This is a genomic window from Millionella massiliensis (assembly GCF_900104655.1).
GTDB classification, from domain to species: domain Bacteria; phylum Bacteroidota; class Bacteroidia; order Bacteroidales; family Rikenellaceae; genus Rikenella; species Rikenella massiliensis.
Map to the genome: position 1 here is coordinate 1432644 of NZ_FNWD01000002.1, position 22879 is coordinate 1455522.

Below are 22879 nucleotides of genomic sequence, written 5' to 3' on the forward strand. Positions count from 1 at the left end.
TTGCACAAAATCCTGTAATTCACCCCATAAGATTCGATTACAGCATTATATCCAGTTTCACAGCCCGATTTCCTGGAAAAATAAATTTGCACACCAAAAAATTATCACTACATTTGTCGCCATCAAGATGTTCAAGACCGCCACAATCCCGGCCCCGCGGAGCGGTCGTTTCGGAAACGAAACCCCTCACCCCACGCTCCGTCGATCGGTATCGAAGCCGACAGGGGATTGCAGCGCGAACTACTCCCACAAAGCATACATTACCGCCATCCGCCGCACCGACGATATCAACAACATCGAGTCGGAGGGTCGATACTGCTTTGCGGCCATTGTCATGCCGCGCCGCACCGATGCCATCAACAGCATCGAATCCGAAGGGCGGTATGACGAGAGAACCCCTGCGTGCGACCGCGTGCATTCGAGCCGAACCGACGCAGACACATACGAGATTCTTCCACAAGAGGACACAGCAACAACGCGCTGTGTCCTCTTGTCGTTTTCAGCCCCCGCCCCAACGACAAACCACAACCTAACCTAAATACCTCACACTACTATGGCGCTCTACATTCCCGCCGACTATCGGGCCACGCTCAACCCCGAGACCACCGAGCAGGCCATCAAAATGCTCAAAGACACCTTTCAACGCCGACTGGCCCAGGAGCTGCGGCTGCGTCGCGTGACCGCCCCGCTGTTCGTGCTCTCCGGCACCGGCATCAACGACGACCTGAACGGCACAGAACGTCCCGTCGGCTTTCCGATCAAAGCGATGGGCGACCGCCGTGCCGAAGTGGTCCACTCGCTGGCCAAGTGGAAACGCATGAAACTCGGTGAATACCGCATCGCCCCCGGATACGGCCTCTACACCGACATGAACGCCATCCGCGCCGACGAGGAGCTCGACAACCTCCACTCGCTCTACGTCGACCAGTGGGACTGGGAGCGCACCATCCGTCCCGAGGAACGCAACCTCGAATTCCTGAAAGGGATCGTCCGCACCATCTACGGCGTACTGAAAGAGGTCGAAGCCGACACCTACGAACGCTATCCGCACATCACCCCCATCCTGCCCGACGAGATCACCTTCATCCACGCCGAGGAGCTGCTCCGCCAGTACCCGAAGCTCACCCCGCGCGAACGGGAGAACGAAGCCGCCAAACGCTACGGAGCCATCTTCATCATCGGGATCGGCGGTCCCCTCTCCGACGGACAGAAACACGACGGCCGCGCCCCCGACTACGACGACTGGAGCACCCCCAACGAAGCCGGTTACGCCGGGCTGAACGGCGACATCATCCTGTGGAACCCGGTTCTCGAATCGGCCTACGAAATCTCGTCAATGGGGATTCGCGTAGACAAAACCGCCCTGCTGCGACAACTCGAGGCCGAAGGGTGTCCCGAACGCGCCGAACTCGACTTCCACAAATCGCTGCTCGAAGATCGTATCCCGCTATCGATCGGCGGCGGTATCGGCCAATCGCGCCTCTGCATGTTCTTCCTGCGCTGCGCCCACATCGGCGAGGTACAGGCCAGCATCTGGCCCGACGAGATGATCGAAGCGTGCCGCAAAGGCGGAATTTTCCTGAAATAATTTTCGCGCAGGGGTGACGTACGGCAGCTGTTTCAGGGATCCTTCCGGTCACATTTGACCCTTTCCTTCCGACAACCTTGACCGCCCGCCTATACAGACGAGACTCGCACCGAAAGCCACACTGTTCCCCTCCGCCCCCCTCTGCCGATCCTACGGCGAGGAGGCTCCATCAACCACGAACAAAACCTTTAAAACCTAACCAACCGAAACCAACAACCGTTATGTCAACACTCCGATTCAAGATGGTCGAACAGGCCATCAACCGCAAAGCCATCCCGGTACCGCATCCCGCTGAACGTCCGGCCGACTACTACGGCATTCAGGTGTTCAACGAAGAGAAGATGCGCAAATACCTGCCGGCCAAGAGCTACGACGCCCTGTTGCGCACCATGCGCCACGGGACCCCGCTGAGCCGCGAGACCGCCGAGAGCGTAGCCGCCGGGATGAAGCAATGGGCCATGGAGATGGGGGCAACCCACTATACCCACTGGTTCCAGCCCCTCACGGGCGGAACCGCCGAAAAACACGACGCCTTTATCGAGCACGACGGCCGCGGCGGCATCATCGAAGAGCTCTCCGGCAAACTGCTGATCCAGCAGGAACCCGACGCCTCGAGCTTCCCGAACGGCGGTATTCGCAACACCTTCGAAGCCCGCGGCTATTCGGCCTGGGACGCCACCTCGCCCGCCTTCATCGTTGGCACGACCCTCTGTATCCCGACGATCTTCATCGCCTACACCGGCGAGGCACTCGACTTCAAGGCCCCGCTGCTGCGCGCCCTGCACGCCGTCGACGAAGCAGCCACGGCCGTCTGCCGGATGTTCGACCCGGCCGTGAACAAAGTCTTCTCGTACCTCGGTTGGGAACAGGAATACTTCCTGGTCGATGAGAGCCTCTGGGCCGCCCGTCCCGACCTGGTGCTCACCGGCCGCACCCTCATGGGTCACGAAAGCGCCAAAAACCAGCAGCTCGAAGACCACTACTTCGGCTCGATCCCCTCGCGCGTACTCGCCTTCATGAAGGATCTCGAATACGCCTGCCTGCGGCTCGGCATCCCCGTCAAGACCCGCCACAACGAAGTGGCTCCCAACCAGTTCGAGCTGGCACCCGTCTTCGAAGAGACCAACCTGGCCAACGACCACAACCAGCTGCTGCTCTCGACCATCCGCGAAGTAGCCCGCAAACACTGCTTCCGCTGCCTGCTCCACGAAAAACCCTTCAAGGGGATCAACGGCTCGGGCAAACACAACAACTGGTCGCTCGGCACCGACACCGGCGTGAACCTGCTCTCGCCCGGCAAGACCCCGCACGACAACCTCCAGTTCGTCACCTTCCTGGTGAACATCCTGATGGCCGTCTACCGCTACAACGGCCTGCTCAAGGCCTCCGTAATGAGCGCCACCAACGCCCACCGTCTGGGTGCCAACGAAGCGCCGCCCGCCATCATCTCCGTCTTCCTGGGGTCGCAGCTCAGCCGCGTGCTCGATAGCATCGAGACCAGCACCTCGGAAGAAACGATCGTCATGGACGGCAAGTCGGGTTTCCGTCTGAGCGGCATCGCCCACATCCCCGAGCTGCTGCTCGACAACACCGACCGCAACCGCACCTCTCCCTTCGCCTTCACCGGCAACCGGTTTGAGTTCCGTGCCGTCGGTTCGTCGGACAACTGCGCCGACGCCATGATTACGCTGAACAGCGCCGTGGCCGCCCAGCTCACCGAGTTCAAACAGGAGGTCGAAAAGGAGACCGCCGCCGGTCTCAGCACCGAGAAAGCGATCTTCACCGTGCTCAAACGCTACATCAAGACCTGCAAACCGATCCGTTTCGACGGCAACGGCTACAGCGACGAATGGAAAGTCGAAGCCGCCCGCCGCGGACTCGACACCGAGACCAGCGTACCGCTGATCTTCGACCGTCTGATCGAACCGCGCAGCATCGAGATGTTCGCCGGGACCGGCGTACTGAGCAGCGTCGAGCTGCACGCCCGTGCCGAAGTGAAGCTCGAGACCTACACCAAAAAGATCCAGATCGAGGCGCGCGTGCTGGGCGACCTGGCCATGAACCACATCCTGCCCGTAGCTTCGCGCTACCAGAGCATGCTGCTCGACAAGGTGTCCAAGTTTTCGGAGATCTTCGGCAGCGACGAGGCCGGCGAACTGGCCGAACAGGACCGCGAGCTGATCATCAAGCTGGCCGGCCACATGAAGGCCGTACAGCGTCAGGTCGAAGAGATGGTCGAAGCCCGCAAGGTGGCCAACCGGATCGAAAACGAGCGCGACAAGGCCATCGCCTACCACGACACCATCGCCCCGATGCTCGAATCGATCCGCTACCACATCGACAAGCTCGAACTGATCGTCGACAACGAGATGTGGCCGCTGCCCAAATACCGCGAACTGCTATTCCTGCGCTAACCCCCGCACCCCATGAAAGAGAACCTCAAGAACAGCCCTCCGCAAGGGGGGCTTTATTCGCCTGAATACGAACACGACGCCTGCGGCGTTGGTTTTGTCGTCCACCTGAAGGGCGACCGCAGCCACGAGATCATCGACTCGGGGCTGCGTGTGCTTGAACACATGAACCACCGCGGAGCCGAAGGTGCCGACAGCCGCGACGGCGACGGTGCCGGCATCATGACCCAGATTCCGCACGAATTCATCCTGCTGCACGGTATTCCGGTACCCGAACGCGGCAAGTACGGCACCGGTCTGGTCTTTCTCTCGAAAGATCCCGCCCGGCAGCAGCGGCAACTCGAACTGATCCGCCGCGAGATCGCCCGCGAGGGGCTGACCCTGATGCACGTACGCGACATACCCGTCGACTCGTCCATTCCCGGCCCCAACGCCGCCGCCACCGAACCGGCCATCCGCCAGCTCTTCGTGACCGGCGATCAGGGCGACCGGCTCGAACGCCGTCTCTACCTCATCCGCAAACGGATCGAACGCGAAGCTACCGACGGCCTCTACATCGTGAGCCTCTCGACCCGTCGAATCGTGTACAAGGGGATGCTCACCTCGCTCCAGCTGCGCGACTACTTCCCCGACCTGCGCGACCCGTACTACACCAGCGCCATCGCACTGGTGCACTCGCGCTTCTCGACCAACACCTTCCCGCGCTGGGACCTCGCCCAACCCTTCCGGATGCTGGGCCACAACGGCGAGATCAACACCATCGGCGGCAACCGCAGCTGGATGCAGGCCCGCGAACCGCTGCTGCACTCCGAGCTGCTCGGTCCGACCACCGACTTCGGCCCCATCATCCAGCCCAGCATGAGCGACAGCGCCTCGCTCGACAACGCCCTCGAATTTTTCGTCCAGGCCGGCATGTCGCTGCCCCACGCGCTAGCCATGATGGTTCCCGAAAGTTTCAACGCCAAGAACGCCATCTCGCGCGAGCTGAAAGGCTTTTACGACTACCACAGCATCTTCATGGAGCCGTGGGACGGTCCCGCGACCATCCTCTTCTCGGACGGCCGTTACATCGGCGGGATGCTCGACCGCAACGGCCTGCGCCCGGCACGCTACCTCATCACGGACAACGACATCATGGTCGTAGCCTCCGAGACCGGCGTGCTGGAGGTCGACCCGGCCCGGATTCGCGAACGGGGCCGCTTCCGTCCCGGCAAGATGCTGCTCGTGGACACGCAGGAGGGGACGCTGCGTTACGACGCACAGGTCAAGGCAGCCCTGGCCGCCGAGCATCCCTATGCCGACTGGATCGAGCGGCAGCGCGTCACGCTGGGCGAGATCCGCTCCGGACGCCGCGTCTCGCACACCGTCGACGAGTACGACCGCATGCTACGTGCCTTCGGCTACACGGCCGAAGACATCGACCGGGTGATTCTGCCAATGACCGAACGAAGCAGCGAACCGATCGGCTCAATGGGTAATGACACCCCGCCGGCCGTGCTCTCCGAAAAACCCCACCGGCTCTTCGACTACTTCCGTCAGAAGTTCGCGCAGGTCACCAACCCGCCCATCGATCCGCTGCGCGAGGAGCTGGTCATGTCGCTCACCGGCTACATCGGCGCCATCCGCAGCGACCTGCTCACCCCGAAAGAAGAGCACTGCAAAGTGGTGCGACTCTTCAACCCGCTCATCACCAACCGTGAGCTGGACATCCTCCAGCACCTCGAATACAAAGGGTTCTACACCACCCGCCTGTCGATGCTCTTCCCGGCCCGAAGCGGTGCCGAAGGGCTGGCCGAGGCGCTCGACCGGCTGTGCACCGAAGCTGAACGGGCCGTCGACGAAGGCAAAAACTACATCATCCTCAGCGACCGGGGCGTCTCGGCCGACCAGGCTCCCGTCCCCTCGCTGCTGGCCCTTTCGGCCATCCACCACCACCTGATCCGCCGCGGGAAACGGGCCCAGACCGCCCTGATCGTCGAGTCGGCCGAGCCGCGCGAGGTGATGCACATCGCCCTGCTGATCGGTTTCGGCGCCAGCGCCGTCTGCCCCTACCTGGCCTTCGCCGTACTGGACCGTCTGGTGAGCGACAAACGGGTCCAACTCGACTACGACACCGCCGAAGCCCACTACATCCGGGCCATCGACAAAGGGCTGCTCAAGATTATCTCCAAAGCCGGCATCTCCACCCTCCGCAGCTACCGCGGTGCGCGGATGTTCGAAAGCATCGGCCTCTCGGCCGGGCTGCTCGAACGCTACTTCGACGGCATGCCCTCGCCCGTGGGCGGCATCTCGCTGGCCGACCTGGCCACCGCCACCCTGCGGGCACATGCCGACGGGTTCGGCCACGCTGCCACGACGGAGGGGAACCTGCCCGACGAAGGGTTCTACCTCTACCGCAAGGGGGGCGAACAGCACGCCTGGACTCCGAAGATGATCGCCGCACTGCGTCAGGCCGCCTCGACCGGTTCGGCCGAAAAGTACGAACAGTTCGCCGCACTGGCCGACAGCCCCGACCATCCGATCTTCCTGCGCAACCTGCTCCGTTTCCGGCCGACGAACGCCGTCCCGCTCGAATCGGTCGAACCGGTCGGCGAGATCATGAAACGGTTTGCCACGGGCGCCATGTCGTTCGGTTCGATCAGCCGTGAGGCCCACGAAGCCATTGCGCTGGCCATGAACCGCATCGGCGGACGCAGCAACACCGGCGAAGGGGGCGAAGAGCCCTCCCGCCTCCACTCCGAGGCCCGCAGCGCCATCAAACAGGTCGCCTCGGGACGCTTCGGAGTCACCGCCGAATATCTGGTGAATGCCGACGAGATTCAGATCAAGGTGGCCCAGGGAGCCAAACCGGGCGAGGGTGGACAGCTGCCCGGCTACAAGGTCGACGAGATGGTGGCCCGCACGCGCCACTCGCTGCCCGGCATCACGCTGATCTCGCCGCCCCCGCACCACGACATCTACTCGATCGAAGACCTGGCCCAGCTGATTTTCGACCTGAAGAACGTCAATCCGACGGCACGCGTCAGCGTCAAACTGGTGGCCGAGCTGGGTATCGGAACCGTAGCGGCTGGCGTGGCGAAGGCCAAAGCCGACATGATCGTCGTGAGCGGCGGCGACGGCGGGACCGGAGCCAGCCCCGTGAGCTCGATCCGTTATGCCGGGATGCCCTTCGAACTGGGGCTGGCCGAGGTGCAGCAGACCCTGATGCGCAACGGACTTCGCGGCACCGTCTCGCTGCAGGCCGACGGACAGCTCAAAACGGGTCGTGACGTGCTGGTTGCGGCCATGCTGGGGGCCGAGGAGTATGCCTTTTCGACGGCGCCACTGGTGGCGCTGGGCTGCGTGATGGACCGCAAATGCCACTCGAACTGCTGTCCGGTAGGGATCGCCACGCAGGATCCGGCCTGGCGGAGCAAGTTCCGCGGATCGGCCGACAACATCGTCCACTACTTCACCCTGCTGGCCGAAGATGTCCGCCGCCACCTGGCGGCTCTGGGCTTCACCCGGCTGGAAGAGGTGATCGGCCGCAGCGACCTGCTGGAGCAGATCCCGGCTGGCGGTCTCGACCTCGAACGGCTGCTGTGGCGGGTCGACAAGGGCCCGGCACGCCAACTCTCCAGCGCACCGCGCACCGTACCGAATCCGCTCGACGACGAGATTCTGCGCCGCTCGGCACCGGCTCTTGACGGCTGCCACCCGGTCGAAATGTCGCTCCGCGTGGCCAACACGGACCGTTCTGTGGGGAGCCGCCTCTCGGGCGAAGTGGCCCGTCGCTACGGCGGCGGTGGCCTCCAGCCCGGAACAATCACCGTCAACCTCACGGGATCGGCCGGTCAGAGCCTCGGCGCGTTTCTGACGCGGGGCATCACGCTGAACCTCGAGGGCGACGCCAACGACTACCTCGGCAAGGGCCTCTCGGGCGGCCGCATCGTGGTGCGTCCCTCCACCGAGTCGCACTTCCTGCCGCAGGAGAACACCATCGCGGGCAACACGCTGCTCTACGGAGCCACCTCGGGCGAGGTCTTCATCGGCGGCCGCGCGGGCGAACGTTTCGCCGTGCGGAACAGCGGTGCAACAGCCGTCGTCGAGGGGGTCGGCGACCACGGATGCGAATACATGACCGGCGGCCGCGTAGTCGTTCTGGGCCCCGTCGGACGCAACTTCGCGGCGGGCATGAGCGGCGGTATCGCCTATGTCTGGAATCCGGCGGGCGACTTCGACTTCTACTGCAACATGGAGATGATCGAAATCACGATCCCGTCCGAAGCGGCCGAGCTGGCCGAGCTGCGCAGCCTCATCGCAGACCACTGCCGACTGACCGGGAGCCCGCTGGCGGCACAACTGCTCGAGTCGTGGCCGGCCTCGGCACGGCAATTCGTGAAGGTGACGCCCATCGAGTACAAACGCTTTCTGGCCGAAACAGCCGCAACGACCGAAGCTGCTGCAACGACCGACACGACCCCAGTGACCGCAGCGATTGCAACAACCGCTACGGCCGGTACCGAAACCCGATAATCACCCGTTCCCGCAGTTCCGTAGTTTTTCATCATCAGCGCTGCGGGGCCTGGTGCACATTCCATGCAGGAGAGCCCGGAAAACCGATTGGTTTTCCGGGCTCTCCTGCTATTTTTCGTTTCTGTACCCCAACGGCTAAACCGTCTTTCAAAGGAGTGGACACCGGTTGAAGATTTCGGAGACGAAAAGCCCGCCAAAGCCCCCATATTCCCTCCACAAAAAGATCATTTTTCACCACACATTAGCACTTTCCCCTCCGTCGAAATTTCGTGTTTGCGCTGACACAAAAAAGAGCTGAGGCGGTGTCGTTGAACAACGACACCGCCTCAGCATAACTTTTGCGACCGTCGTCCCCCGAAGAGGTCACGGCCAGAGATTCCGGTTTAGAAGCGTTTGATCCCCATGATCTCACGCACTTCGGCCACCGTTTTGGCTGCGCTGGCCTGCGCTTTCTCGGCACCCATGCGGGCCACCCGCGAAAGGTAAGCCTCGTCGGCCTGAATCTCGAAGATACGCTCACGGATCGGAGCCACCGTGGCGATAATGTCTTCGGCAAGCTGCTTTTTGAGGTCGCCGTAACGGATCGAGCAATCGGCGTATTTATCGCGGAAATACTGCACGGTGTCAGGAGCCGAAACGATCTCCAGCAGGGTGAAGATGTTGCGGATCACTTCGGGCATTTCGGAGTTGGGCACCGTCGGGCCGCTGTCCGTAACGGCTTTCATCACCTTCTTCCGGATATCCTTGTCGCTGTCGATCAGGAAAATACCGTTTCCTTCGCTCTTACCCATCTTGCCGCTGCCGTCCAGACCGGGCACCTTCACCAGGTCGGCGCCGAAGTTGTAGGGTTCGGGTTCGGGGAAGTAATCGACACCATATTTGGTATTGAATCGACGGGCGAATTTACGGGTCATTTCGAGGTGCTGCTCCTGGTCCTTGCCCACGGGCACCTTGTTGGCCTTGTGGATCAGGATGTCGGCTGCCATCAGGGTCGGATAGGTGAGCAGGCCGGCATTGACGTTGTCGGAGTGTTTACGCATCTTCTCCTTGAACGATGCGGTGCGTTCCAGTTCGCCCACGTAGGCGTGCATGTTGAGCAACAGGTAGAGTTCGGCCACCTGCGGCTGGTCGCTCTGGATGAAGATGGCCGACTTTTCGGGGTCGAGCCCGGCGGCCAGGTATTCGGCCAGAATGTCACGCACGTTACCGTGCAGAGCCGTGGGATCGGGGTGCGTGGTGAGGGAGTGGTAATCGGCAATGAAGAAGAAACAATTCGCCGCATCCTGCATTTTGATAAAGTTGCGCAGGGCACCGAAGTAGTTTCCCAGGTGAAGGTTGCCGGTCGAGCGGATACCGCTGACTACTGTTTCCATAGTATCGTATCGGTTTTGTTTCCAAGAATCGGCATCGATCGGAATCACCGAAAGCCTCCCGCCTCGCAACACCGCACACAAAAAGCGCAGCTGTGAATCCACACGGTCCGTTCCCCTCATGGGTTTCCGAACCACCCGGAAGGAGATTCCTCGGCATTTCCGATTGGCCGCCACAAAAATAATGAAAATCCCCGCTTTTGCATCGGCGTCCGACCATGAAATCCCGCTCCGGAGAGGCTTTATCTATCTACGGACCCTTGACAGCTGCAACGACACAAGCGTTCACCGGTTGTCACGGCAACAGCAGGGTGTCATCCCCTGCCCACGAGCAGACTGCCGACAACCCCGCCCGAACAGCACAACTGAAAAAAGAACACTCCGCCCCCGTTCTGTTCCACACCGGGTGTGCGGTCAGGCCGTTGCTGGATAGGAGACGCGGCTGTGGTAGATGTTGTTGAGCTTGGTTTTGAAGAGTTCCTTGATGCGGGTCACCTCGGCAAAGGAGAGCTCGGCATTGCTGAACTGGTGTTCGGCGATCTGCCGATCGACGATCTTTTCGACCAGCGCGTCGATCGAGTCACGACTGTAACTGCCCAGCGATCGCGAGGCCGCCTCGATCGAGTCGGCCATCATACAGATGGCCACTTCGCGACGAACCGGTTTCGGACCGGGATAGACGAACTCTTCGGGATGTTCGACCGTCCCGTACTTGGCCTTCTCTTCGGCATAGAAGTAGTAGATTTTCGACGTGCCGTGGTGGCCGGAGATAAACTCCTGGATGATGGGCGGCAGCTGATGTTTGCGGGCAAGCATGATCCCCTCGGTAACGTGCGAGCGGACGATGGAGGCACTCTGCGACGGACTCAGCATCGAGTGGGGGTTGAAGTTGCCGTTCTGATTCTCGACGAAGTAGAACGGATTTTCCATCTTCCCGATATCGTGATAGAGGGCGCCGGCACGCGCCAGCAGCGGATTGGCCCCGATCTCCTTGGCGGCGCTTTCGGCCAGCGAAGCCACCTGTACGGAGTGCTGGAAAGTTCCGGGGGCCTTTTCGGCCAACTGCAAAAGCAGCGGTTGGTTGGTATCGGATAGTTCGAGCAGGGTGATGTCCGAGACGAAGCCGAAGAGCCGCTCGAAAATGTAGACCAGTTGATAGAAGGCCAGCATCAGGAAGGCGCTCATCAGGAACCACAGGACGCTGAGGTAATTACCCTGCAGTGAGCCCTGCGACATCCACATGAATGCGATGTAGACGACCGCTTCGGCCAGGAACACGGCCGCCACGGCCTTGAACACGCTGTGCCGCTGGTAGTAGTGCCGCACCACGAAGATACCGACCATTCCAGCCAGGAAGTTGACGGTGAAGAACTCGAAGCTGAAGCGAACGAAGAGCGACGCGATGAGCACGACGGTGATGTTTCCGAAGATGGCGACCCTCGTATCGAAGAAAGCGAGCAACAGAATGGCCACCACCGGCAGCGGCACCAGATAGGGGCTGAGATAGGGTGTCCGTACCACCAAGGCCATCAGAGCGGCCATCACGGTATAGAGCGCAAAAACAAACAGCAACTGCCGCCACCCGGTGAAGTGTTTTTGGGAGAAAATGGTAAAAAAGACATAGCTCAGCGAAAGCAGAGCGAGCACCAGCAGCCATTTTCCGAGCATCAGCACGATGCCGCTGGTTCCGAGCCCCAGACGATCTTCGTACTCGCGCCGGTAGGAGGTCAGCAGGCTGGCCACGTGGCGGTCGATGACCTGTCCTTTCGAGACGATGACTTCGCCCGTGCGCACAATCCCGTCGGTACGCGAAAGGTGGGAGGCCAACTGTTCACGCAAACGGGTATTAAGCGAGGCGTCATAGCTCAACGAGGTGGTCAGGTATCGGGCGGCCTGCTCGGGGTCGATCCCCTGCGAACGGAGAAAGTTCTGAAGGATGGAGGGGGTGAACAGGTCGGTGGAGTGACGCGTCATGAGGATATGGGCGCTGTCGATGCGTACCATGCGGTCGGCATAGGCGGCCCGATCGGCGTCGCTGACAATCCCTTTGGTGTAGATATACCGGAAGACGTCGAGGATATACTTACGCCGCTCTTCGGGTATCGAGGGATTCTCGGCCAGGTCCTTTTCGAGCGTGCGAAGCTGCGTTTTCGCCACCATCGTATCGAGCCGGAAGACGGGCTGGAACCCCTCCTGCAGGGCCTCCATCTCCGAGACGTACTGTTCGGCGCTTTTGTAGATCGGTATATCGAACGGTGCGACGAGTGTCTCGTCCTCCCACACCTCGCCGGGGGCGAAGTTCAGGTTGACGGCGGCACGACGCGGCATCAGCAGCGTGATGAACAGCGACAGGAGGATCAGCAGTGAGATTTTTCGTATCATGGTTTTTCAAAGGTTTTGAACCCCTCGCCGAGGGTCTCGTGGGCATCGACCACAATCATGAAGGCCAACGGATCGATCTCGCGGATGCGGTCACGCATGAGCGACACTTCGCGCCGCGAAACCACCACGAAGATCATCTCCTTGTCGGCCCCGGTATACATGCCGCTGGCCTTGATATAGGTACCGCCGCGGTCGAGTCCGCTCAGGATGTAATCGCGAATATCGGCATGCTTGTCCGAGAGGATGAAGAGCAGTTTGTCGCCCGAGCCGCCGTCGACGATGTAGTCGATCAGTCGCGACGAGACGAAGATCGTCACCAGCGAGTAGAGGGGTAGTTTCCAGTCACCCAGCACCACCAGACCGAAGATCACCACCGCCGAATCGACATAGAGCACCGACCGGCTGATGGGCAGGTGCAGGTAGCGCGAGACGATCATCGCCACGATATCTGTACCGCCCGACGTGGCGTGGGTCTTCATGATCAGCCCGATGCCGGCCCCCATCAGGATACCGCCGAAGATGCAGCTCAGCAGCACGTCGCCCGAAAGGTCGATCTTACCGCCGAGCATCGTGGCCGGGTCCGACCCGATCAGGTAGGTCATCGAGTCCATGAAAAGGGGCGTAAGCAGGGCCGCCACGATCGTTTTGGAGCCGAACTTGGCACCGAACAGCCGAAACGCGATGAGCAGCAGCGGAATATCCATCGACAGGCCGTAGGTCCCGACCTGAATCGCCGGGAACAGGTAGTTCAGCACCACCCCCAAGCCGTAGACCCCGCCGGGGACGATGCGGTACGGAGTGATGAAGAGCACGAAAGCGGTGGCCAGCAGCGCGGCGCCGACCACCACGAACAACCATTGTCGAATCAACTGTCTGTTCATGGCTTAGCATTCATCGAATCAAGACAAAGTTAATAAAATCCGGGATTATTTGGCCGGTCTCCTGCCTCTACGGTCGACACCGCCGGCACAGTCGCCTTATCCGACACACCGACCGGCCTGTTTTCGTTCCTCTCCCGACGGACTCTCCTGCGTTTGCTTATCGAACCGCCAGGCTGTCACAGGACCAACCAGACTCCGCCAACCTACCGGACTAACGAAAGCATACCGAACTGCCGAACAGATGCCATCCTCCGCTCCGGCAAGCCGAAAGCAAAAATCCGTACCGACACGAAAAGAATCCGGAAATACGCACATTTAACCGCAGGATTTCCTACCTTTGCAGCGATGGCACCACACCACACAACCACCCTTCGGCACGCTCCCCTCGCCGCCACCATCCGCACCCCGGAAGGCACGACAGAGCAGTGTGGCACAACCCCGACCGACAGCGGCACAATCCGCGGAGGCCGGACACAATGCCGTGCGACCGACCTGCACAGAATCGGCAGCCTCAACCGCATCGAGAGCGAACGGCAATCCCGCTTTGCCGTCGCCGTCATGCCGCGCCGCACCGACGCCATCAACAACATCGAATCCGAAGGCCGCTACCGCGTCCGTTCCGCCCGTTCGCGCCAAATCGCCGGCAACCGGAACATTTGCGCCCACACCCGGATCGATGCCAACCCTTCCGACAAACCATTCACCACAAGAGGACACAGCCGTTGCGCCGTGTCCTCTTGTCGTTTGATCCCCCACCCCGTCCGCCCCGCCCCGCACGGCAGGCAGGCAATAGAACCGCATTCCGCACGTTCGTTTCATGCCCGCCATACCGTACAGGCGGCAACGGGCCCCACCCACCGACACACTTTCAACCTATGAGCGACAGCATCAAACACGAATGCGGCATAGCGATGGTACGCCTGCTGAAACCGCTGGAACACTACAAACAGACCTACGGCACCGAACTCTGGGGCCTGAACAAGCTCTACCTGCTGATGGAGAAGCAGCACAACCGCGGACAGGAGGGGGCCGGTCTGGCCTCCGTGAAACTCCACGCCGAACCCGGCGAAGAGTACATCTTCCGCGAGCGGGCCATGGGCACCGGCGCCATTCAGGAGATCTTCAGCACCGTGCACCGCGACCTGGCCGCCTATCCGCAGCAGAAGCCCTTCGTGGGTGAGCTCTACATGGGTCATCTGCGCTACAGCACCACCGGCCGTTCCGGCATCTCGTACACCCACCCCTTCCTGCGGCGCAACAACTGGCGCAGCCGGAACCTTGCCCTGGCCGGGAACTTCAACCTGACCAACGTCGACGAAGTCTTCGACCACATCGTCGCCCGCGGCCAGCATCCCCGCCACAACGCCGACACCTTCATCATGCTCGAACAGCTCGGCTACCTGCTCGACAGCGAGGTCGACCGACAGTATCAGTACTACAAGGCTCAGGGGCTGGCCGGTGCTCCGCTGAACCAGGCGATCGAAGCCAACATCGACATCGAACGCATCCTGCGCGAGGCCTCCGACATTTGGGACGGCGGATACGTGATCTGCGGGCTGACCGGCAGCGGCGACCTCTTCTCGCTGCGCGACCCGCACGGCATCCGTCCGGCCTTCTACTACGTCGGCGACGACGTGGTGGCCGTGGCCTCCGAACGCCCCGTGCTGCAGACCACCTTCGACATCGAGACCGACCAGGTCCGCGAGCTGCTCCCCGGCCAGGCGCTGATCGTCAACCAGGCCGGCCAGTTGCGTCTGGCCCAGATCCAGCCCACCGGCGAAGTGCGTGCCTGCTCGTTCGAACGGATCTACTTCTCGCGCGGGAGCGACTGCGACATCTACCGCGAACGCAAGGAACTCGGCCGGCTGCTGGTCGAAGAGGTGCTCCGACGGGTCGACTACGATTTCGCCCACACCGTCTTTTCGTTCATCCCCAATACGGCCGAGGTGGCCTACATGGGGATGATGGAGGGGCTTCAGGAGTGGTTCAACCATCAGAAGTGCCACGTCCTGCTGGCCTCGCGCGAGACACTGAGCGAAGCCGAAATCCGCGACATCATGAACATGCGGGTGCGCACCGAAAAGCTGGCCCTGAAGGACATCAAACTGCGGACCTTCATCGCCGAGGACAGCAGCCGCGACGACCTGGCCGCCCACGTCTACGACACCACCTACGGCACGATCCGCCCCGGCGTGGACTCGGCCGTGGCCATCGACGACAGCATCGTGCGCGGCACTACGCTCCGACGCAGCATCGTCCATATCCTGAGCCGCCAGCGTCCCCGCAAGATCGTCATCGTATCGAGCTCGCCACAGATCCGCTATCCGGACTGCTACGGCATCGACATGTCGAGCATGGGCGAATTCATCGCCTTCAACGCAGCGATCGAGCTGTTGCGCGAGCGAGGCATGGGTACCCGCATCGACGAGGTCTATGCCGAATGCAAGGCACAGGAACACCTGCCCAAGGAGCAGATCGTCAACCACGTGAAGGAGATTTACGAACCGTTTACGGACCGCGAGATCTCCGACCAGATTGCCCGAATGATCACCCCGGCCGACTGCCCGTCGCAGGTCGAAGTGGTCTACCAGACGATCGAGGACCTGCACCGTGCCTGCCCGAACCACTCCGGCGACTGGTACTTCTCGGGCAACTATCCCACCCCCGGCGGAAACAAACTGGTGAACCGCGCCTTCATCGACTGGTACGAAGGCCGCGGCCGCGCCGACCGCTAACGTTTCCGGACAATCCGGCAGTGCCCACAAGGGCGAATATTGAAGCAGCAGCGCATGGACCCCGACGCAATGGATAACTCTTCGGATTCGCCGCATCCCATTTCTGCTCCGGAATGCGACCAACAAAAAAAGGCGTCTCTCCTTATCGAAGGAGAGACGCCTTTCATTAACGGCTATGACAACGCCCGCCGATCAAACAGTCCACCGTGCGTTATCGAGCCAAGATTAAAGTTCCGACAACAGCGGCTGTACGCGATCCTTGTCCGAGAGCAGCAACTCTTCGGGACGGATTCCGTAATGCTCCAACCGCCAGTCCACCCCGATCTGCGGGTCGTTCCAGCGCACCCCGCCGTCGAATTCGGGATGATAGTAGTCGGTACATTTATAGAGGAACTCGGTATCGTCCTCCAGCGTCAGAAATCCGTGGGCAAATTGCGGCGGGATATAAAACTGCCGTTTGTTTTCGGCCGAGAGTTCCACCCCATACCACTGTCCGTAAGTGGGGCTGCCGGGACGAAGATCGACGGCCACATCATACACGGCACCGGCCACGACACGGATCAGTTTACCCTGAGCGTGTTGTTTCTGGAAGTGCAGCCCGCGCAGCACACCGCGACGCGACTTGCTGTGGTTGTCCTGTACGAATTCGACCTCCCCGCCAAAGAGGGCGTCGAAGTCACGTTTGGCATAGGTCTCCATGAAAAAGCCGCGGGCATCGCCGAACACGGTCGGGTCGATGATGAACAGCCCCTCGATCGGAGTTTCCGTTTTCTTGAATTTCATCATTTTATTGTAAATCAATCTCTTTGTTTTCCAATCCATTATACTCCACAACCCTCATCTCACCTACCGGCTGACCCATAAAACAGGATTCGCACCCCAACGTTTCACCATTCAACCGCAGCCCTGTTTTTCGTGGTTGGCAGCCGCTCGGAACAAAGTGCAAAGTTACCTCCGCGCGACCAATGTTTCCACTCTCCGTCCGCATCAGAGTTTCCCCTGCCGTTCTTGCGCAGAAATCTTACGGGACTCGCCGTGCAGGGTGTAGACAGCATCCTGGTCCTCCGCCTGGTAGCACCGGCAATAGTCGAAATAGACGTAGGCCGCTTCCCGATTGTTCATTACGTTCCCGCCCCACTCACCGGCCGAGCACGAGAAGTAGACCATTTGATAGGCAGCGGGTACCTCGCGCGGATTGTTCGAACGGTCGACGCGCCGCGTCACCTGGCCATCCGTATAGAAGATCAGTTCATCCGGAGTCCACTCCACCGCAAAGGTGTGAGGCTCCTCCTCGGCCCGCTCCAGCGGGAAAAACTTCGTCGAAGAGCGGTGCTTACTGACCGTGGCCGTCTTATCGTAATTCTTGGCGGCATGCTGCACCTGTTTGTCATCGGCTGCGGCCGGTTCCTGCTGATACCAGTGGAGTGTTTGGAAGATCTGCCGATCGCGGGGGATGTATTCGAAGATGTCGATCTCGGTACCCGCATCGTACATATCCTCACCGGTGAACATCAGCCAAAAGGCCGGCCAATAGCCCTCGCCGCGACAATCCCGGAACGAGACTTTGGTCTCGTAGTAGCCGTAACGGGTCATGAAACGCCCCTGGGAGAGGATACCGCCGGTCATCACCACGGAGGGCTGCGTCGGATATTTGGACACCTCGAGCCGGAGTTCGCCGTTCTGTTCCCGGGTCCACTCATCGTGGCACAGGACGTAATACGGCGCCTCGCGATACATGCCCCGTCGCGTGAAAGGGGATAGCCGACTGCGGGTGTCCCACTTCAGCGTGTCGATCACCGTATCGTTGAACTCATCGTTAAAGACGAGCGAATAGCTGCGCCCCGTCACGGGCGACACGAAGACCGCAGGCACATCCGAGGCGTGAAACTCGATCCGATACTCCGTAGGGTACTCTTTCTTCAACGGGCCTTTGATCGCCTTCGGATTCAGCCGCACGCGAACCGGGTCAGACCGTTTCGAGCCTCGATGCGGAGTGCTCAATGACAATTCGACGCGCCGTTCGCCACAGTTCTCGACCCGAAACTCCGCAGCCTCCGCCTCACTGTCGAACAGCAGAGTCGGAACTTCTGAGGACTTGAAACTCAACTCTTCGCCCAACTCCACCACCAGCCGTCCGGCATAGTGGTCGGGCGTATTGGTCTCGCGAAAACCGCTCGACGCCTCATCGACCAGGTCGATAAACGCATCGTCGGCCTCCGAATAGTCCCACCGCCAGGTGATCGGCTCCTGTGCCACGGCATACGAAGCTGCCTGCATCAACACGCAGCCCATCCATGCCATCCAGTGTTTCATCTGTTTTCAGTTTTCAATTCGACTTTCAGGATTCGCACTGCACACACGCTCTTTCGACCACACCACCCGTCCCGGAATCGAAGCCCACGCGCTCTATCGGGCCATTGCGGCCTCGACATCGTCGGGAGCAATCGGAGCCCGATGCTTGCTAATCAGACGGTTGCCGGTCGGAGTAATCAGAATGTTGTCTTCGAGACGGATTCCTCCGAAATCGAAATAGTTGTGCAGTTTCGGGAAGTTGATGAAAGCCGAATTGATGTGCTCGCGTTCCCATTTCTGAATCAGTGCCGGGATGAAATAGATACCGGGTTCGACGGTCAGCACGTGGCCGGGCTGCAGCGCCTTGCCCATCCGCAACGCCCCCAGTCCGAACTGGGTGCTGCGGGTAGTGGCGTCGTCGTAGCCGACATACTTTTCGCCGAGTCCCTCCATATCGTGCACGTCAAGCCCCATCTGGTGACCCAATCCGTGAGGCATGAAGAGTGCGGCGGCACCCGTGGCAACGGCTTCGGCCGGATCGCCCTTCATCAGTCCGAGCGCCGTCAGCCCCTCGGCAATGACCCGCATCGCTTCGAGGTGCACGCTCTGGTACGTAACGCCGGGACACGCCAACTCCTGTCCTTTGGCATTGGCAGCCAGCACAATTTCGTAGATTTCACGCTGTTTCTGCGTAAACTTGCCGCTGACGGGCAGCGTCCGCGTGTGGTCGCTCGCATATCCCATCGCGTTTTCGGCTCCGGCATCGATCAGCAGCAGGTTACCGTTCTGCAGGCGACCGTCGTAACTGAGGTTGTGGAGCGTTTCGCCGTGCTGCGACACGATGCTGCGGAACGAGGTTCGTCCTCCGCCGTGGGCTGCGATTTTGTCCAGCTCGACCGCAATATCCAACTCCGACAGCCCCTCGCGGCACATCGACATCGCGGTGGTGTGCATTTTGTAACCGGTCAAAGCGACCTCTTCCAGTTGGGCAATCTCTTCGGGCTGTTTGATCTCGCGCATCGAGACGATGGCCCGGATCAATTCGCGCGACACGTGATCCTTGAGCCGGTCGACCGCAATGCCCAGCCAGGCCGAGAGTTGCAGTTTCGTATCGCTGCGATAGGGCGGTACGAAGTGAATCTTACGCCCTTTTTTGATGGCACTGTTGAGCGTGGCAGCCAGCTCCATCAGGTTGCCGGACGACTTGACGCCGACCTGCTCGGCCTGTTCGCGGACGGTCGGCTGCGGCCCCATCCAAATCAGGTCGTCCATGGTCCAATCGTTGGCATAGAGACAGTCCGTATCGCGGTCGATGTCGATCAACCCCACGAAACCGGGTTGTTTCAAACCGAAGTAGTACAGAAAATTGCTATCCTGCCGAAAATCATAGGCGTTGGCCGGATAGTTGATCGAGGCGTCGTTGTTTCCGGGCAGGATAATGACGCCATGTTTGATTTTTTTCCGCAGCGCTGCCCGACGTGCGGTGTAAATTTCCGGGGTGAACATATTTTCGTATCTTATCTATGGATTTTGTTCGGACACACCCATAACGTGATACCACCCTCCGCCGCGAAACTGTAGAACCGGGCTTCCGCCGGGGGCTCATCTCTTACGGCCGGCAGCTGAGGGTGAATCCGTTTTTCGTATTTTTGTCCGTTGTAAATGTAAGCATTTTTGTGGCGTTTCTCAAAAAATACAGACCGGCGCTGACCGTGGCCCTGCTGGTCACCGCGCTGCTGGTCACGGCTCGCAGCATGGCCCGCTTCGACATCCTGCTTTTCGACCGCCTCGGGCCGGGACTGGGATGGGTACAGATTGCGGGAGCCGCCGCGCTGGGGTTCTGGCTGACGGGCAAATACCTCGACCCGAAGTCGGCACCGCGCTGGCGTCGACGCACCTGGCTGCTCTTTTCGGGGGTCTTTTTCGGCCAGCTGCTGCTCGGGCTGACCGTCTCGCCGATGTTTCTTATGACGGGCAAACTCCACTTCCCGATCCCGATGGTGATCGAGGGGGGAGCCATCTACCGGGCCGAATGGGCCTTCATGCCGATCCTTTTCCTGTCCACCATCCTCCTTTCGGGACCGGCCTGGTGCAGCCAGCTCTGCTACATGGGCGGCTGCGACCTCAACCGCGCCCGTGCCGGACGTGATTTCCGCAGTTTCTCGGGGGCCATCCGCCACCGATGGCGGTTCCGGCTAGGAGCTGTCGCGCTGGTGGCAACCGTCGCCGTGCTGCTCCGCCTGCTCGGGGCACCGCTCTGGCTCGTCACCGCACTGGTCGTACTCTGGGGTGTGACCGGCTGGCTGCTCGTGCTTTTCCTGTCGCCGCGCAAACGCCAAATGATCCACTGCAACCTGTTCTGCCCGATGGGGGCAATCGTATCGCTGCTCAAATGGGTCAATCCGACCCGGCTGCGGTTCAACCGCGAACGCTGCACCCGCTGCATGCGGTGTGCACGGGCCTGCCCTCACGCGGCCATCTCGCCGAAAGATCTGGAGCTGGGGCGACCGGCACTGAACTGCACCCTGTGCGGCGATTGCCATGCGGTCTGCCCGCACGGGGCCGTGGAGTACCGTTTTCTGGGACTGGCCCCGTCGCGAGCCCGAACGGTCTATCTGACGATCGTTCTGACGCTTTACGTGACATTTCTGATGCTGGCCCGTATCTGAATTTCCTCCATCCCATACCGGCTCGCGGGTCACAACTCCCTTTAAAAAAGAGATCCGCCTGCCGTTTATATTCGACAGGCGGATAATCCCTTAATTTTTAAACTCTATTTTATTTCCTTTTCCGAGGAAAACGAGTTGCTGCATCATTTTTCACATCCCCCCTCTACATGCTGCGTCTTCTCAGATTCCACGTTATGACTGAACATCCACAACCGTCTCACCGGCTTTGGCTTCCGAAGCATTATTGTTTGCCAAAAGCGACTTGACCACCACGATCCCAACGGCCAGAAAACCTCCCAGGAAGGCAAAAGCGACCAGGATCATCATCTTGCGGGGCGAGGCGGGACGGTCGGGAACGATGGCAGGTTCTACGACAGTGGCAATCGGCGTAGCCTCCTGCAACTTGATCTTGTTCATCTCGACCTGCGAGGCGGTCTGACTATAGACATTGTAAGCCAGATTACGTTCGTTACGCAGTCGCTCGATCCGCACGCGCAACAATTCGGACGAGATGTTTCGGTTCTGGTCAATTGCTTCGGCCAGCCGATCTTCGGCCTCATAGTAGCGCGCCTGCGCCTCCTCGTTCTGACGCATATTCTGCTCCAGGTCGTAACGGGTTTTGCGGGTCCGGTAGGAGGTCATATACTTTTGGAGTTTGTTGACCAGCGAATCGGCAATTACGGCCGATACACGCGGATCCTGCATCGTAACGGTCACTTCGAGCATCGAGGATTTTTTATCCTCTTCAACCGCAAGCATCTGCCCCAAAGCTCCAGCAAAACCTTTGTATGCTTTTGGTAATTCGAATATATCCAGCGAATCCACCGGCGGCAACTCCTCCTCGACCTTGTCGCGCCCGAGAGAGAGTACCCAACCGACTGCTTTCCCGGGGAACGCTGTCAGGTGTTTCCACCAAGGCTTTTTCTGGTGTTCGGTAACATATTCGAAGAGTGTCATCTGCTCGCCGGGCTCACCTTTCGCCTTGGGGGTCAGCGTCACCGGAATTTCGGCAAACTCCAGCAGGAAAGGCGTACTTTTAACAATATCGGGAAAAATATCGGTTGTAATCCCCTCCGTACCGGCTCCACTGTTCAGGTTGATACCCGCCATGGCAGCCAGACCAGCCATGTTGCCTCCCGAAGTTCCCGATTTACTTTCGGGCGCCATTTTAATCGATGTCACATAGGTTTTCGGCAGGCTGAAGCCTATGACCAGCCCGATAACCGCCCCTACGATGGCATATTTGATAATCCGCTTGCGTGCAGCCCATACTGTTTGGAGCAGTTCCAGCAGATCAATCTCTTTTTCTGCGTTGTTCGTTCCGGATTGAGTTTTTTCCTCGGCCATTGTCTGAATTCGATATTTGGAGCAAAGATAGTGATTTATTGTATCATGACTGTTTTGTCATCCCAGCTATTCCCCGACTTAGGATAGAAATGTGTTGGGAATGGAGTTATAGAAAGAAAAAAGGCCAACCCATCACACCCCGTTTGGTGGTTCTGCATCAAAATCCGTATTTCGCCGCAGCCCCCCCAATGCAGCATTAGGCATCGGGCAACCTTATGTATCACACCATATATTTTCACCTATGACCTATTTCAGTATCGAAGAGCTGTGTCATTCCGACACCGCAACCGCCCGGCAGATCGACAACACACCCGCCCCGGCCGTCCGCCAGAAGTTACAGACCCTAATCGACGAGCTGCTCGATCCGCTCCGCCGAGCCTGGGGCCAACCGATCCGCGTCAGCAGCGGGTACCGTTGTCCGGAACTCAACAGGGCCGTGGGCGGGGTCGCCAACTCCCAGCATCAGACCGGCGAAGCCGCCGACCTCACCACCGGAACCGCCGCACAAAACCGTCAACTTTTCGCCCGGATCATCGAGATGCAGCAGAGTGAACGCATCGATTTCGACCAGTTGATCTGGGAGCGGGGGAGCGCCACCGGGCCCGACTGGATCCACCTCAGCTACCGCCGGGGCAGCAACCGCCGTCAGGTACTTTATCTATAATGCAGATTCCGACGGATAATGCAAC

14 protein-coding genes are annotated in these 22879 nt (G+C 60.1%); 7 read left to right on the forward strand and 7 right to left on the reverse strand.

The annotated features are described in order from the left end of the window. Positions 1–553: 553 nt before the first annotated feature. From asnA to gltB, 3 genes are all read left to right on the forward strand, one after another. Positions 554–1588: an aspartate--ammonia ligase gene (asnA, locus tag BQ5379_RS05695; protein WP_071134543.1), complete on the forward strand. Its 1035-nt coding sequence runs from the start codon at positions 554–556 to the stop codon at positions 1586–1588. A gap of 221 nt (positions 1589–1809) precedes the next feature. Then, entirely contained in the window at positions 1810–4002 is a 2193-nt protein-coding gene (locus tag BQ5379_RS05700; protein WP_143039399.1) for a glutamine synthetase III family protein, read from the forward strand. Between the two features lie 12 nt (positions 4003–4014). Beyond that, positions 4015–8514, forward strand: a complete 4500-nt coding sequence (gene gltB / locus BQ5379_RS05705) for a glutamate synthase large subunit (protein WP_071134545.1) — start codon at positions 4015–4017, stop codon at positions 8512–8514. Positions 8515–8897: 383 nt separating this feature from the next. On the opposite strand, the gene trpS is transcribed toward gltB, so the two are convergent. The 3 genes from trpS to BQ5379_RS05720 all read right to left on the reverse strand — a co-directional run bounded on the left by trpS (position 8898) and on the right by BQ5379_RS05720 (position 13147). Next, positions 8898–9887, reverse strand: coding sequence for a tryptophan--tRNA ligase (gene trpS / locus BQ5379_RS05710; protein WP_071134546.1), 990 nt, complete (start codon positions 9885–9887; stop codon positions 8898–8900). A 411-nt stretch (positions 9888–10298) separates the two neighbouring features. Then, a complete protein-coding gene (locus BQ5379_RS05715; RefSeq protein ID WP_071134547.1) occupies positions 10299–12266 on the reverse strand; it encodes an HD family phosphohydrolase in 1968 nt (655 codons plus the stop codon). Next, on the reverse strand, positions 12263–13147 hold the full coding sequence (locus tag BQ5379_RS05720) for a YitT family protein (RefSeq protein ID WP_071134548.1): 885 nt from the start codon (positions 13145–13147) through the stop codon (positions 12263–12265). Before BQ5379_RS05720 ends, BQ5379_RS05715 begins: the two co-directional genes overlap by 4 nt. 345 nt (positions 13148–13492) lie before the next feature. On the opposite strand from BQ5379_RS05720, the gene BQ5379_RS11120 reads away from it, so the two are divergent. Together BQ5379_RS11120 and BQ5379_RS05730 are read left to right on the forward strand one after the other, a co-directional pair. Further along, complete coding sequence (locus BQ5379_RS11120; protein WP_143039400.1) at positions 13493–14026, forward strand: hypothetical protein; 534 nt, start codon at positions 13493–13495, stop codon at positions 14024–14026. Then, positions 14023–15882, forward strand: coding sequence for an amidophosphoribosyltransferase (locus BQ5379_RS05730; RefSeq protein ID WP_071134550.1), 1860 nt, complete (start codon positions 14023–14025; stop codon positions 15880–15882). Before BQ5379_RS11120 ends, BQ5379_RS05730 begins: the two co-directional genes overlap by 4 nt. 225 nt (positions 15883–16107) lie before the next feature. On the opposite strand, the gene rfbC is transcribed toward BQ5379_RS05730, so the two are convergent. The 3 genes from rfbC to BQ5379_RS05745 all read right to left on the reverse strand — a co-directional run bounded on the left by rfbC (position 16108) and on the right by BQ5379_RS05745 (position 19680). Beyond that, entirely contained in the window at positions 16108–16665 is a 558-nt protein-coding gene (gene rfbC, locus BQ5379_RS05735; protein ID WP_205408193.1) for a dTDP-4-dehydrorhamnose 3,5-epimerase, read from the reverse strand. 204 nt (positions 16666–16869) lie between these two features. Further along, positions 16870–18195, reverse strand: a complete 1326-nt coding sequence (locus BQ5379_RS05740; protein ID WP_071134552.1) for a glycoside hydrolase family 16 protein — start codon at positions 18193–18195, stop codon at positions 16870–16872. Between the two features lie 93 nt (positions 18196–18288). Then, complete coding sequence (locus tag BQ5379_RS05745) at positions 18289–19680, reverse strand: aminopeptidase P family protein (RefSeq protein ID WP_071134553.1); 1392 nt, start codon at positions 19678–19680, stop codon at positions 18289–18291. A gap of 170 nt (positions 19681–19850) precedes the next feature. On the opposite strand from BQ5379_RS05745, the gene BQ5379_RS05750 reads away from it, so the two are divergent. Beyond that, positions 19851–20843, forward strand: a complete 993-nt coding sequence (locus tag BQ5379_RS05750; protein WP_071134554.1) for a 4Fe-4S binding protein — start codon at positions 19851–19853, stop codon at positions 20841–20843. 192 nt (positions 20844–21035) lie between these two features. Here the strand turns inward: BQ5379_RS05750 and BQ5379_RS05755 are convergent, their stop codons facing one another. Beyond that, positions 21036–22190, reverse strand: coding sequence for a Wzz/FepE/Etk N-terminal domain-containing protein (locus tag BQ5379_RS05755; RefSeq protein ID WP_071134555.1), 1155 nt, complete (start codon positions 22188–22190; stop codon positions 21036–21038). A 241-nt stretch (positions 22191–22431) separates the two neighbouring features. Here BQ5379_RS05755 and BQ5379_RS05760 point away from each other — a divergent pair, with 241 nt between their 5' ends. Next, positions 22432–22854, forward strand: a complete 423-nt coding sequence (locus BQ5379_RS05760; protein WP_071134556.1) for a D-Ala-D-Ala carboxypeptidase family metallohydrolase — start codon at positions 22432–22434, stop codon at positions 22852–22854. The last annotated feature ends 25 nt before the right edge of the window (positions 22855–22879 follow it).

Excerpts from the sequence above, each read along its gene's own strand:
- BQ5379_RS05720 (WP_071134548.1), bottom strand. The coding sequence starts at position 13,147 with ATGAACAGACAGTTGATTCGACAATGGTTGTTCGTGGTGGTCGGCGCC.
- BQ5379_RS05730 (WP_071134550.1), top strand. The coding sequence starts at position 14,023 with ATGAGCGACAGCATCAAACACGAATGCGGCATAGCGATGGTACGCCTG.
- BQ5379_RS05700 (WP_143039399.1), top strand. The coding sequence starts at position 1,810 with ATGTCAACACTCCGATTCAAGATGGTCGAACAGGCCATCAACCGCAAA.
- gltB (WP_071134545.1), top strand. The coding sequence starts at position 4,015 with ATGAAAGAGAACCTCAAGAACAGCCCTCCGCAAGGGGGGCTTTATTCG.
- BQ5379_RS05745 (WP_071134553.1), bottom strand. The coding sequence starts at position 19,680 with ATGTTCACCCCGGAAATTTACACCGCACGTCGGGCAGCGCTGCGGAAA.
- BQ5379_RS05755 (WP_071134555.1), bottom strand. The coding sequence starts at position 22,190 with ATGGCCGAGGAAAAAACTCAATCCGGAACGAACAACGCAGAAAAAGAG.
- BQ5379_RS05715 (WP_071134547.1), bottom strand. The coding sequence starts at position 12,266 with ATGATACGAAAAATCTCACTGCTGATCCTCCTGTCGCTGTTCATCACG.
- BQ5379_RS05740 (WP_071134552.1), bottom strand. The coding sequence starts at position 18,195 with ATGAAACACTGGATGGCATGGATGGGCTGCGTGTTGATGCAGGCAGCT.
- BQ5379_RS05760 (WP_071134556.1), top strand. The coding sequence starts at position 22,432 with ATGACCTATTTCAGTATCGAAGAGCTGTGTCATTCCGACACCGCAACC.
- rfbC (WP_205408193.1), bottom strand. The coding sequence starts at position 16,665 with ATGAAATTCAAGAAAACGGAAACTCCGATCGAGGGGCTGTTCATCATC.
- trpS (WP_071134546.1), bottom strand. The coding sequence starts at position 9,887 with ATGGAAACAGTAGTCAGCGGTATCCGCTCGACCGGCAACCTTCACCTG.
- BQ5379_RS11120 (WP_143039400.1), top strand. The coding sequence starts at position 13,493 with ATGGCACCACACCACACAACCACCCTTCGGCACGCTCCCCTCGCCGCC.
- asnA (WP_071134543.1), top strand. The coding sequence starts at position 554 with ATGGCGCTCTACATTCCCGCCGACTATCGGGCCACGCTCAACCCCGAG.